This is a genomic window from Castellaniella defragrans 65Phen (assembly GCF_000612685.1).
Taxonomy (GTDB): Bacteria; Pseudomonadota; Gammaproteobacteria; order Burkholderiales; family Burkholderiaceae_B; genus Castellaniella; species Castellaniella defragrans.
Window position 1 is genome coordinate 1,876,891 of sequence record NZ_HG916765.1, and the last position, 12,636, is coordinate 1,889,526.

The following is a 12,636-nucleotide window of genomic DNA, read 5'->3' on the forward strand; positions in this document are numbered from 1 at the left end:
GGACAGTCCTCAAGGGACTGTCCTGTGTCCAGCCTCATCCCGGAAACAGCGCGTATTTGATGACGAACAGCACGGCCACCAGCAGGGTGGCCGGGTGGATGTCGCGGAAGCGGCCGGACAGGGTCTTGATCGCCACGTAGCTGATGAAGCCGAAGGCCAGGCCGTTGGCGATGGAGTAGGTGAGCGGCATGGCGACGGCGGCGATGGCGGCGGGCACGGATTCCGTGATGTCGTCCCAGCGCACGTCCACCAGCTCGCGCAGCATCAGGCAGGCCACGTACAGCAGGGCCGGCGCCGTGGCGTAGGGCGGGACGATGGCGGCCAGCGGCGACAGGAACAGCGCCAGCAGGAACAGCACGGCGATGGTCAGCGCCGTCAGGCCGGTGCGCCCGCCCGCCTGCACGCCGGAGGCGCTTTCGACGTAGGCGGTGGTGCTGCTGGTGCCCAGCATGGAGCCGGCGACGATGGCGCAGCTGTCGGACAGCAGGGCGCGGCCCAGGCGGCCGGGGTTGCCCGGGCGGATCAGGCCGGCGCGGGTGGCCACCCCGATCATGGTGCCGGTGGCGTCGAAGACCTCGACCAGCACGAACACCAGGATCACGTGGAAGAAGCCGGTGTTCAGCGCCCCCAGGATGTCCAGCTTGAAGAAGGTGGGCTCCAGGCTGGGCGGGGCCGAGAAGACGCCCTGGAACTGGGTGTAGCCGGTCACGATCGACAGGATCGTGATGGCCAGGATGCCGATCAGGATGGCGCCGCGGACCTTCATGGCGCCCAGGGCGGCGATGATGAAGAAGCCCAGGATCGCGAACAGGGTGGTGGCGTGGGTCAGGTCGCCCAGGCCGACCTTGGTGGCCGGGTTGGCCACCACGATGCCCGCCGAGCCCAGCGCGATGATGCCCAGAAACAGCCCGATGCCCGCCGCGATGGCGGAGCGCAGCGAGGGCGGGATGCCCGCCACCAGCCATTCGCGGATGCCGGTCACCGTGAGGATCACGAACACCACGCCGGAAATGAAGACCGCCCCCAGCGCCTGCTGCCAGGTGTAGCCCATCTGCGCCACCACCGTGAAGGCGAAGAAGGCGTTCAGGCCCATGCCCGGGGCCATGCCGATGGGCCAGTTGGCCACGAAGGCCATGATGAGCGAACCCAGGGCGGCGGCCAGGCAGGTGGCGACGAAGACCGCGCCCTTGTCCATGCCGGTGCCCGACAGGATGTCCGGGTTGACGAAGACGATGTAGGACATCGTCAGGAACGTGGTCAGGCCCGCCAGTAATTCCGTGCGGACCGAGGTGTCGTGTTCCTTGAGCCTGAAGAACTGTTCCAGCATGGTGTCTCCTGTCGGGTGGACGTCGATGTTCACTGCTTGTTTTTGCCGCCGGACCGCCCCGAGGCAAACCGCGCCCTTCCCGGGAAAGCGGCAAGCCGAAGGCGCGGCGTAGAGGCCGCTTTTTGACTGCGTCATTCTAAATCCCTTTCGGGATCGGTTGTAAGGATCGGTTGTAAACTGGCGCCCTATGCTGATCATCGGATTCGAGAGCTCCTGCGACGAGACCGGGGTGGCCGTGGCGTGCACCGAACGCGGCCTGCTCGCGCACGCCCTGCACAGCCAGGTCGCCATGCACCGGGACTACGGCGGCGTGGTGCCGGAACTGGCCTCGCGCGACCACATCCGCCGCATCGTGCCGCTCACGCGCCAGGTGCTGGACGAGGCCGGCGTGCGGGCGGACGCGCTCGACGCGGTGGCCTACACCGCCGGCCCCGGCCTGGCCGGGGCCCTGCTGGTGGGGGCCGGCTTCGCCCGCGCCTTCGCCTGGGCGCGGGACCTGCCCGCGATTCCCATCCATCACCTCGAAGGCCATCTGCTGTCGCCCCTGCTGGCCGAGGAAGCGCCCGCTTTCCCCTTCGTGGCGCTGCTGGTGTCGGGCGGGCATACGCAGCTGATGCGGGTCGATGGCGTCGGGCGCTACGAGCTGCTGGGCGAGACCCTGGACGACGCGGCGGGCGAGGCCTTCGACAAGAGCGCCAAGCTGCTGGGCCTGGGCTATCCGGGCGGGCCGGAGCTCTCGCGCCTGGCCGAGCGCGGCGATCCGCACGCGCACGCGCTGCCGCGCCCCATGCTGCACAGCGGCGACCTGGATTTCAGCTTCAGCGGCCTGAAAACGGCCGTGCTGACCCGCATGCGGGCCCTGCAGGACGCCGGCCGCGCCGCCGATCCCGCGGCCCGCGCCGACCTCGCCGCCTCGACCGAGGCCGCCATCGTCGACGTGCTGGCGGCCAAGTCCCTGCAGGCGCTGCGCCGCACCGGGCTGAAGACCCTGGTGGTGGCGGGCGGCGTGGGGGCCAACCGGCACCTGCGCGCGCGCCTGGCGCAGGCGCTGGCCGCCCTGGGCGGCCGGGCGTATTTCCCGCCCCTGCACCTGTGCACCGACAATGGCGCGATGATCGCCTGGGCGGCCGTGCTGCGGGCGCGGGCCGGCCTGGTCGACCTGCCGTCCCTGCGCGGCGACGCGGCCTTCGCCGTGCGGCCCCGCTGGGACCTGCAGGACGTGTGCGTCGCCTGATCGCCCGGGGCGCGTTGCGGGCCGCACCGTGCGCGCGGCCGGCCGTTCCGATCGCGGCCGGCCTCCGACCCCCGGCAGCCCGGACCCCGGCGCCCCGGATCGACTGCCCGGAGGCCCGGATGGCCCCCCAGAGGCCCGGATGACTACGACTTCTTCTTCGAGCCGATGCGGCTTTCCTTGCCCGCCAGCAGCCGGGCGATGTTCTCGCGGTGGCGCGCCAGCAGCAGGACGCTGATGAACACGATCACGGAGATCGTGAGCGCGTCCGCGCGCCAGGCCACCTTGTCCCCCAGGATGTAGTAGAACGGCGCGAAGATGGCCGCCAGGATCGCCGCCAGGGACGAATAGCGCGTCACTAGCGCCACGATCAGCCAGGTGGCCGCCGTCGCCAGCGCCAGCCAGGGCTGCAGGGCCAGCAGCACGCCCAGGGCGGTGGCGACGCCCTTGCCGCCGCGAAAGCCCAGGAACAGCGGGTACAGGTGGCCCAGGAAGGCCCCCAGGCCGGCCAGGGGGATCGCCGCCCCCGGCAGCAGCCCGCGCTGCGCGGCCCAGGCGGCCAGCGTCACGGCCAGCCAGCCCTTGGCGGCGTCGCCGATCAGGGTCAGGACGGCCGCCAGCTTGTTGCCCCCGCGCAGCACGTTGGTCGCCCCGGGATTGCCCGAGCCGAAGCTGCGCGGGTCCTTCAGGCCCATGGCGCGGCTGACCACCACGGCGAAGGGAACGGAACCCATCAGGTAGCCGATGAACAGGGCGGCGGCCACGCCGAGGATGGAAGCGAAAGAGGTCATGGCAGAGGGGGCGGCCGGAGCGGTCCGCGGGGGTGGGTGATGGGCGCATTCTAAAGCGCGGCGGCGCGCGGGTACAATTCGCACCATCCGGTTTCAGGCGGGAAGGAAGAAAATGCGCATCCTGGTGTCCAACGACGACGGCTACAACGCGGCGGGAATCGAAGCCCTGGTCGCGGCGCTGCGGCCCCTGGGCGAGGTCACGGTGGTGGCGCCCGAGACCAACTGCAGCGGCGCCTCCAATTCGCTGACGCTGCGCCGCCCCCTGACGGTGCGCCAGGCGGCCAACGGCTTCCATTTCGTCAACGGCACGCCCTCGGACTGCGTCCACGTGGCCCTGACCGGGCTGCTGGGCTTCCGGCCCGACCTGCTGGTCTCGGGCATCAACAACGGCGCCAACATGGGCGAGGACACCCTGTATTCGGGCACGGTGGCGGCCGCGATGGAGGGCTACCTGTTCGGCGTGCCGTCCATGGCCTTTTCCCTGGTGGACCGCGAATGGCGCCATCTGGACTGCGCCACGCGGGTGGCGCACGATCTGGTGGCGCGGTTCCGCGACCGGCCCTGGGACGAGCCGCTGCTGCTCAGCGTCAACATCCCGGCGGTGCCCTACCGCGACCTGGCGGGCTTTCGCACCACCCGGCTGGGGCGCCGCCATCCGGCCGAGCCCGTCATCCGCAGCACCACGCCCTATGGCGAGACCGTATACTGGATCGGCCCGGTGGGGCGGGCGCTCGACGGCGGTGCCGAGACGGATTTCGGCGCCATCGAGGCGCACGCCGTGTCGATGACGCCCCTGCGCGTCGATCTCACCGACCATGCGCGCACCGACGCGGTCGCGCGCTGGATGGCAGACCGCGTGAGCGCCCCGGAGGCCCGATGAACAAGCCGCGTCATCCGCTGGTCAAGCCTGCCCGCAGCGCGCGCGCCGCCCCCGGGAGTTCCGCGCTGGGGCCCGGCTATTCGGCCGCCAACAGCAACACGCGCATCCACGGGCCGCGCCCGTTCACCCTGCCGCAATCCCCCCGGGGCAGGCCGCGCCCGCCGCCGCCAACCTGGGGCTGAATTCGGACCGGCTGCGCCTGCAGATGGTGCGCCGCCTGCGCGAGCAGGGCATCACCGACGAGCGGGTGCTGGCGGCCATGCAGGCGGTGCCGCGCCACCTGTTCGTGGACCAGGGCCTGGCCAGCCGGGCCTACGAGGACGCCGCCCTGCCGATCGGCTACGGCCAGACGATTTCCCAGCCCTGGGTGGTGGCGCACATGCTGTCGGCCATGTGCGACGGCCGCACGCCGGCGCGGGTGCTGGAGATCGGCGCGGGCTGCGGCTACCAGGCCGCCGTGCTGGCCCAGTTCGTGGCCGAGGTCCATGCCATCGAGCGGGTGCGCGGCCTGTACGAGCAGGCGCGCCTGAACCTGGCCCAGGGCCGCGCCCGGGGGCGGGTGCGCCTGACCTTCGGCGACGGCATGCAGGGCCTGGAGCACCGCGCACCCTTCGACGGCATTGTGGTCGCCGCCGCGGGGGTTAAAATCCCTGAAGTCTTGCTGCACCAGCTGGCTGTGGGCGCGCGCCTGATCGCCCCGGAAGGCGCCGCGCATCAAAGGCTGATCCTGATCGAGCGGACCGGTCCGTCTTCCTGGCACCGGCTCGAACTCGAAGATGTCCGATTCGTACCGCTGCGTCCCGGCACGCAGACTTAAGTAAGTAGGAGAACCACATGCTCGATGGGACGCTGGTGACAGATGCTCCGTTCACCCAATCGCCACGCACCGGGCGCCTTTTGCTGTTGACCGCCCTGCTGTCGGCCGCCGTCCTGTCGGGCTGCGCCTCGCGCTCCGCGCGCGCGCCCGTCGCCGATCATTCCAACGGCGGCGGCGCCACCGCCGCCACGAGCGCCCAGGCCTCGGGCACCTACGTCGTGCGGGCCGGCGACACGCTCTTCAAGATCGCCCAGGCCCACGACATGGACGTCTCCCGCCTGGCGCAGCTGAACAACATCAGCAATCCCTCCCAGCTGGCCATCGGCCAGGTCCTGCGCCTGGACGGCAACACCCCGATGCCCTCGGGCGGCTCGACGGCCACGACCTCGCCGGTCAAGACCACGCCCCCGGCCGGCGGCGAAGGCTCCGGGACGGCCTCCGCGGGCACGTCCGCGCCGGTCGAGACCACGGCGGCGCGCGCCAGCGACGCCAGCCTGATCTCCTGGGGCTGGCCGAGCAACGGCAAGATCATCCAGGGCTTCAACGCCACCACCAAGGGCATCGACATCGAAGGCGCGGTGGGCGCGCCCGTGACGGCCGCCGCCGAAGGCAAGGTCATGTACGCCGGCAACGGCGTGCGCGGCCTGGGCAACCTGATCCTGCTGGGCCACAGCAACGGCTTCATCACGGCCTACGCCCACAACCAGTCCCTGCTGGTCAAGACCGGCGAATCCGTGAAGAAGGGCGCGAAGATCGCCACCCTGGGCCAGAGCGACACCTCCTCGCCGCGCCTGCACTTCGAGATCCGCCGCCGCGGCACGCCCGTGAACCCCTTGTCGTATCTGCCGGCGCGATGATCCCGACGCTGGTCTTCGACCTGGAAACGATTCCGGATGCGGACGGCCTGCGGCGCCTGAACCCCGAATGGGCGGACCTGGACGACGACGCCGTGGTCGAGGCCGCCCTGGCGCGGCGCCGCGAGACCCACGGCAACGATTTCCTGCCGCTGCACCTGCAGCAGATCGCCGTCATCGGCTGCGTGTTCCGCGACGACCAGGGCTTTCGCGTGCGCACCCTGGGCCAGGCCGACGATCCCGAGGAAGTCCTGATCTCGGGCTTCTTCAAGACCATCGGCCATTACACGCCCACCCTGGTCAGCTGGAACGGCTCGGGCTTCGACCTGCCGGTGCTGCACTACCGCAGCCTGATCCACGGCGTGGCCGCGCCGCGCTACTGGGACACCGGGGAAGACGACCGCGACTTCCGTTTCAACAACTACCTGAACCGCTACCACACCCGCCACGTCGATCTGATGGACGTGCTGGCGAAGTTCAACGGCCGCGCCAACGCGCCGCTGGACCAGCTCGCCAAGCTGTGCGGCTTTCCCGGCAAGCTCGACATGGACGGCGGCCAGGTCTGGCAGGCCTGGCATGCGGGACAGCGGGACCACGTGCGCAACTACTGCGAGACCGACGTGGTCAACACCTGGCTGGTGTATTGCCGCTACCGCCTGATCAAGGGCGAACTGGACGCCGCCGCCTACGCGGCCGAGCTCGCGCTGGTGCGCGACACCCTGGCGGCGACCGATGCGCCGCACTGGCAAGAATTCCTCTCCGCCTGGCCTCATGTCTGAACCCATCCTGCTGTCCCTGGACGTCGAATCGCTGGATCTCGAAGGGCAGGGCATCGCCCACCACGAGGGCAAGGTCGTCTTCATCGAGGGCGCCCTGCCCGGCGAGCGCGTCCTGGCCCGCGTGACGCGGCGCAAGCCGTCCTACGACAAGGCCAAGGTCGAACGCGTCCTGCGGCCCTCCGCGCAGCGCACCCGGCCGCCGTGCCCGCATTTCGGCGTCTGCGGGGGCTGCGCCATGCAGCACCTGGAGCCGGCCGCGCAGATGGCCGTCAAGCAGCGTGCCCTGGAGGACGCCCTGGCGCACATCGGCAAGGTCCGGCCGCGGCAGATCCTGCCGGCGCTGCAGGGGCCGGCCTCCGGCTACCGCCACCGCGCGCGCCTGTCCGTGCGGCTGGTGCCGAAGAAGGGCGGCATGCTGGTGGGATTCCGCGAGCGCGCCAGCAGCTACGTGGCCGACATGCAGTCCTGCCTGGTGCTGCCGCCGCACGTCTCGGCCCTGCTGATGCCGCTGCGCAACCTGATCGGCGGCCTGTCGCGGCCCGACCGCGTGCCGCAGATCGAGGTGGCCGTGGGCGACGAGGCCACGGTCTTCTGCCTGCGCCACCTGGAACCCCTGACGCCGGCCGACCTGGACCGCCTGCGCGCTTTCGGGGCGCGGCACCGCATCGACTGGTGGCTGCAGCCCAAGGGGCCGGAGACGGCCCATCCGCTGGATCCGGCCCGCGCCGACGCGCTCGCCTACGCGCTGCCGGCCTACGGCCTGCGCATGCACTACCGGCCGACCGATTTCACCCAGGTCAACCCGCACATCAACCAGGCCCTGGTCGCCCGCGCGCTGAGCCTGCTGGACGTGCAGCCGGGCGACCGTGTGGCCGACCTGTTCTGCGGCCTGGGCAATTTCAGCCTGCCGCTGGCCACGCAGGGCCGCGCGGTCGTGGGCATCGAGGGCAGCGCCGCGCTGGTGGCCCGCGCCCGCGAGGACGCCGCCCGCCAGGGCCTGGCGGACAAGGCATCGTTTGCCGAACTCAACCTCTTCGAGGTGGACGCCGGCTGGCTGCGCGGCCTGGGCCATTTCGACCGCATGCTGATCGATCCCCCGCGCGAGGGCGCGCTGGCCGTGGCGCAGGCCCTGGCTGACCTGGCACCGGACGAACGTCCGCGCCGCGTCGTCTACGTGTCCTGTAATCCCGCCACCCTGGCGCGCGATGCCGGGGTGCTGCACCACGTGGGCGGATGGACGCTGGCGGCCGCGGGCGCGGTCAACATGTTCCCGCACACGGCGCACGTGGAGTCGATCGCGGTCTTTGAACCCTGAAGGAAGTCGCATGAGTCACGGGCAATGAGTCACGGGCATTCCGCTCCGGACGCGAACGGAAGACGCGCCATCCCGCGCACGGTCTGGATGCTGGGCCTGGTCAGCCTGTTCATGGACCTGTCCTCGGAACTCATCCACAGCCTGCTGCCGATCTTCCTCGTCTCCGGCCTGGGCGCCAGCGTGCTGGCCGTGGGCGTCATCGAAGGCGTGGCCGAGGCCACCGCTCTGATCGTCAAGGTCTTCTCCGGCGCGATCAGCGATTTCCTCGGCCGGCGCAAGGGCCTGCTGCTGGCGGGCTACGGCCTGGCGGCGCTCAGCAAGCCCCTGTTTCCCCTGGCGCATTCGGTGGGCATGGTGTTCGCCGCGCGCTTCATCGACCGCATCGGCAAGGGCATCCGGGGCGCGCCGCGCGACGCCCTGGTGGCCGATGTGACGCCGCCGGACATCCGCGGCGCGGCCTTCGGGCTGCGCCAGTCCATGGACACCGTGGGCGCGGTCCTGGGGCCGGCGCTGGCGGTCGTGCTGATGCTGGCCTTCACGGACATCCGCCACGTCCTGTGGTTCGCCGTCGTGCCCGGCGTCGTCGCCATGGCCCTGCTGTTCTGGGGCGTGCGCGAGGCGCGCCCCGATCCGGCCGAGGCGCGGGCGTTCCGCTCGCCCATCCGCTGGGACGCGGCGCGCGGCTTCGGCGCCGCCTACTGGCGGGTGGTGGCGATCGGCGCGGTGTTCACGCTGGCCCGCTTCAGCGAAGCCTTCCTCATCCTGCGCGGCCAGGACATGGGCCTGAGCGCCGCCTGGGCGCCCGCCGTGCTGATCGTGATGTCGCTGTTCTTCACGCTGTCGGCCTATCCGGCCGGCCGGCTGTCGGACCGCGTGCCGCGCAGCGCCATCCTGGCGGCCGGCCTGGTCCTGCTGGTGCTCGCGGACCTGGCGCTGGCGGCCACGAGCGGCGGCGCCTGGCTGCTGCTGGCGGGCGCGGCGCTGTGGGGGCTGCACATGGGCTTCAGCCAGGGCATCCTGGCCGCGATGGTGGCCGACACGACGCCGGCGGGCCTGAAAGGCACGGCCTTCGGCATCTTCAACCTGGCAAGCGGCATCTGCATGCTGCTCGCCAGCGTCCTGGCAGGCTGGCTGTGGCAGTCCTGGGGGCCGTCCGCGACCTTCCTGGCGGGCGCGGGCTTCGCCGCCGCGGCGCTGCTGGGGCTGGGCGTGCCCGTGGGGCGCGGGAAGCGGGAGTAGGGCGGCAGCCGCCGCGCGGGGCCGAGCCCGATCGGATACGGCTCGATCGGATACAGTAAGGCCTCCCGTTTCTGTTTTTTCTGCCATTCGGATCGAGCACGCCATGCCGCTCACGCTGAACACCGCAAGGACTCCATTGGAAATCTGGCTGGATGCCTGGATCCTGCCCTGGGTGCCCCAGGATGCCTGGGCCCAGGCCCTGGTGGGCGTGCTGGCGCTGGCGGGCGTGGTGTGGCTGGCGGGCCTGCTGGCTTCGCGCGGACTGGCGCTGGCCCTGGGGCGCGCCTTGCGGGTCCTGGGCCGGGACGATTGGAGCCAGGCGGTGGCGCGCCGCGGCGTCTATCGCCACCTGGGCCACGCCGTGTCCCTGCTGCTGATCGCCGCCAACATCCGGCTGCTCTCCATCGGCAGCCGGATCGAAGCCTCCCTGGAGCGGCTGATCCAGGCGGTCGCCCTGATCTACGTGTTCCTGGCCCTGACCCGGCTGCTGCGCGCCTGGCAGGACGTCAACATGCTGCGGGTGCAGCAGGGCCGGGGGCGTCCCATCAAGGGGTATCTCGAAATCGCGCAGCTGGCCGTCTGGGCGCTGTGCCTGGTGCTGGTGGTGTCCGTCCTGCTGGACCAGTCGCCCCTGCTGATGATTTCCGGCCTGGGCGCCTTGTCCGCCGTGCTGCTGCTGGTGTTCAAGGACACGCTGCTCTCGCTGGTGGCCAGCACGCAGATGAACACCAATGACATGCTGCGCATCGGCGACTGGATCGAGATGCCCCAGGCGGGCGCCGATGGTTTCGTGATCGACATGGCCCTGCACACCGTGAAGGTGCAGAACTGGGACAAGACCGTCACCACGATTCCCACCTACAAGCTCTTTTCCGAAAGCTACCGCAACTGGCGCCAGATGTTTGAATCGGGCGGGCGGCGCATCAAGCGCACCTTGCGCATCGACGCGGAATCGGTCCGGTTCCTGGACGACGCCGAAATCCTGGCGCTGCGCCGCTACCGCTTGCTGGGCGACTATCTGGCGGCCAAGCAGTCGGCCCTGGAAGATGCCAACCAGGCCCTGCGGGAAGCCGCCGAGATTCCGGCCAACCGGCGCCGCTTGACCAATCTGGGCACGTTCCGGGCCTATGCGCTGGCCTGTCTGCAGCGGAATCCGGACATCCGCCAGGACATGACCATGATCGTGCGCATGCTCGAGCCCGACAGCCAGGGAATCCCGGTGGAGGTCTATTGTTTTTCGCGCCTGACGGCCTGGGTCGATTACGAGCGGGTCCAGGGCGACCTGTTCGACCATCTGCTGGCGATCCTGCCGGAACTGTCGCTGCGGGTGTACCAGGCGCCTTCGGGGCATGTGTTCGCGCGCCTGGCCGGGGCCGCGGGCGGCCCGCGCGACGCGCCCGCTGCGCCGCCGCCCGAAAACGGCGGCGCGGAAACGCCGGGGGATTAGGCCTGCCCGCCGCCATTCACCTCGCCGCCTGCAGGCGGCCCGGATTCGTCAGGCACGGATCAGTCCGCGGGGACTGACCCGTGTCCCGACTCGTCCAGGATCCGCCGCGCCTCGATGCGCACGCGCTCGGGCGCGGTGCCGCCGATGTGCTTGCGCGCGGCGACCGAGCCTTCCAGGGTCAGCACCTGGAACACGTCGTCCTGGATGTCGGCGTGGAAGCCGCGCAGTTCGTCCAGGGACAGGTCGGCCAGGTCGCAGCCGCGCTCCTCGCAGGAGCGCACCGCCAGCGCCACGGTCTCGTGGGCGTCGCGGAAGGGCACGCCGCGCTTGACCAGGTAGTCGGCCAGGTCGGTGGCGGTGGCGTAGCCCTGCAGGGCGGCGGCGCGCATGGCGTCGGCCTTGACGCGCACCCCGCCGATCATGTCGGCGAAGATCGTCAGCGTGTCGCGGATCGTGTCGGCGGTGTCGAACAGGCCTTCCTTGTCTTCCTGGTTGTCCTTGTTGTAGGCCAGGGGCTGGCCCTTCATCAGGGTCAGCAGGGCGACCAGGTGGCCGTGCACGCGGCCGGTCTTGCCGCGCGCCAGTTCGGGCACGTCGGGGTTCTTCTTCTGCGGCATGATCGAGCTGCCGGTGCAGAAGCGGTCGGCCAGGTCGATGAAGCCCACGCGCGGGCTCATCCACAGGACGAGCTCTTCGGACAGGCGCGAAATGTGCGTCATGACGAGCGCGGCGGCCGCGCAGAACTCGATGGCGAAGTCGCGGTCGGAGACGGCGTCCAGGGAATTGCGGCAGACCTCGTCGAAGCCGAGGGTGCGGGCGACGCGCTCGCGGTCGATGGGGTAGGACGTGCCCGCCAGCGCGGCCGCGCCCAGAGGCAGGCGGTTGGTGCGGCGGCGGCAGTCGGCCAGGCGCTCGGCGTCGCGGCCGAACATTTCCGCGTAGGCCAGCAGGTGGTGGCCGAAGGTGACCGGCTGGGCGACCTGCAGGTGGGTGAAGCCCGGCAGGATGGTGTCCGCGTGCTCCAGCGCCAGGGCGGCCAGCCGCTGGCGCAGCTGCCCCAGCAGCCCGATCGCCAGGTCGATCTCGTGGCGCAGCCACAGGCGGATGTCGGTGGCCACCTGGTCGTTGCGCGAACGGCCCGTGTGCAGGCGCTTGCCCGCGTCGCCGATCAGCTCGACCAGGCGCTTCTCGATGTTGAGGTGGACGTCTTCCAGGTCCAGCGACCAGGTGAAGTCGCCGGCGCGGATCTCTTCCAGGATCTGCGCCATGCCGCGCTGGATGTCGGCCAGGTCGGCGGCGCTGATCACGCCCACGGCGGCCAGCATGTCGGCGTGGGCGAGCGAGCCCTGGATGTCGAAGGCCGCCATGCGCTGGTCGAAGCCGACCGAGGCGGTGTAGCGCTTGACGAGGTCGGAGACGGGCTCGGAGAAGCGGGCCGACCAGGCCTGCGACTTGTTGTCGAACTGATTGTGTGCGGACGGGGTGTTGGGATTGGGCATAGTGGGCGCATTATAAGGGAGGGGCCGTCCCGCGCGGCCGCCGCCGGGCCGGGCGGCCGGCGTCTGCGCTATATTAAAAGCTTTTCAGCGGAACCCCGACACCATGGCGCAGTCCGACATGAAGCAGATCACGGCGATCGTCAAACCCTTCAAGCTCGACGAGGTGCGCGAAGCCCTGTCCGAGCTGGGCGTCAACGGCCTGACCGTCACCGAGGTCAAGGGCTTCGGCCGCCAGAAGGGCCACACCGAGCTGTACCGCGGGGCCGAATACGTGGTGGATTTCCTGCCCAAGATCCGCATCGACGTGGTGGTCGCGGCCGACCAGGCCGAAGGCGTGATCGAGGCCATCATCCGCGCCGCGCGCACCGGCAAGATCGGCGACGGCAAGATCTTCGTCACCCCGGTCGAGCAGGCCGTGCGCATCCGCACCGGCGAAAGCGGCATCGAGGCGCTGTAG

11 protein-coding genes and 1 pseudogene are annotated in these 12,636 nt (G+C 70.7%); 9 read left to right on the forward strand and 3 right to left on the reverse strand.

The features are described from left to right. Positions 1–34: 34 nt before the first annotated feature. Positions 35–1,327, reverse strand: coding sequence for an NCS2 family permease (locus BN940_RS08415; RefSeq protein ID WP_043682062.1), 1,293 nt, complete (start codon positions 1,325–1,327; stop codon positions 35–37). Between the two features lie 187 nt (positions 1,328–1,514). Between BN940_RS08415 and tsaD the strand changes: the two genes are divergently transcribed. Further along, the gene (gene tsaD / locus BN940_RS08420; RefSeq protein WP_043682063.1) at positions 1,515–2,561 is read left to right on the forward strand and encodes a tRNA (adenosine(37)-N6)-threonylcarbamoyltransferase complex transferase subunit TsaD; all 1,047 of its coding nucleotides are present in this window, start codon (positions 1,515–1,517) and stop codon (positions 2,559–2,561) included. Between the two features lie 143 nt (positions 2,562–2,704). On the opposite strand, the gene plsY is transcribed toward tsaD, so the two are convergent. Then, positions 2,705–3,349, reverse strand: a complete 645-nt coding sequence (gene plsY / locus BN940_RS08425) for a glycerol-3-phosphate 1-O-acyltransferase PlsY (RefSeq protein WP_043682064.1) — start codon at positions 3,347–3,349, stop codon at positions 2,705–2,707. A gap of 112 nt (positions 3,350–3,461) precedes the next feature. Between plsY and surE the strand changes: the two genes are divergently transcribed. From surE to BN940_RS08465, 7 genes and pseudogenes are all read left to right on the forward strand, one after another. Continuing rightward, complete coding sequence (gene surE, locus BN940_RS08430) at positions 3,462–4,229, forward strand: 5'/3'-nucleotidase SurE (protein ID WP_043682065.1); 768 nt, start codon at positions 3,462–3,464, stop codon at positions 4,227–4,229. Further along, positions 4,226–5,046 (forward strand): annotated as a pseudogene (locus BN940_RS08440) (protein-L-isoaspartate(D-aspartate) O-methyltransferase). The gene surE and the pseudogene BN940_RS08440 overlap by 4 nt, the downstream one beginning before the upstream one ends. Before the next feature lie 17 nt (positions 5,047–5,063). Further along, a complete protein-coding gene (locus tag BN940_RS08445) occupies positions 5,064–5,903 on the forward strand; it encodes a peptidoglycan DD-metalloendopeptidase family protein (protein WP_043682074.1) in 840 nt (279 codons plus the stop codon). Further along, a complete protein-coding gene (locus BN940_RS08450; RefSeq protein WP_043682077.1) occupies positions 5,900–6,679 on the forward strand; it encodes a 3'-5' exonuclease in 780 nt (259 codons plus the stop codon). The genes BN940_RS08445 and BN940_RS08450 overlap by 4 nt, the downstream gene beginning before the upstream one ends. Continuing rightward, positions 6,672–7,994 (forward strand): 23S rRNA (uracil(1939)-C(5))-methyltransferase RlmD, encoded by a 1,323-nt coding sequence (gene rlmD, locus BN940_RS08455; protein WP_052355713.1) that lies wholly within the window; start codon positions 6,672–6,674, stop codon positions 7,992–7,994. Before BN940_RS08450 ends, rlmD begins: the two co-directional genes overlap by 8 nt. A gap of 24 nt (positions 7,995–8,018) precedes the next feature. Next, positions 8,019–9,233 carry an MFS transporter gene (locus BN940_RS08460; protein WP_043682080.1) on the forward strand — a complete coding sequence of 405 codons (1,215 nt, stop codon included), beginning with the start codon at positions 8,019–8,021 and terminating at the stop codon, positions 9,231–9,233. A gap of 103 nt (positions 9,234–9,336) precedes the next feature. After that, on the forward strand, positions 9,337–10,680 hold the full coding sequence (locus BN940_RS08465) for a mechanosensitive ion channel family protein (protein WP_084330586.1): 1,344 nt from the start codon (positions 9,337–9,339) through the stop codon (positions 10,678–10,680). Positions 10,681–10,739: 59 nt separating this feature from the next. Here BN940_RS08465 and argH read toward each other — a convergent pair whose 3' ends face one another. Continuing rightward, the gene (gene argH, locus BN940_RS08470; protein ID WP_043682083.1) at positions 10,740–12,179 is read right to left on the reverse strand and encodes an argininosuccinate lyase; all 1,440 of its coding nucleotides are present in this window, start codon (positions 12,177–12,179) and stop codon (positions 10,740–10,742) included. Positions 12,180–12,297: 118 nt separating this feature from the next. Between argH and BN940_RS08475 the strand changes: the two genes are divergently transcribed. Continuing rightward, a complete protein-coding gene (locus BN940_RS08475; RefSeq protein WP_043686455.1) occupies positions 12,298–12,636 on the forward strand; it encodes a P-II family nitrogen regulator in 339 nt (112 codons plus the stop codon).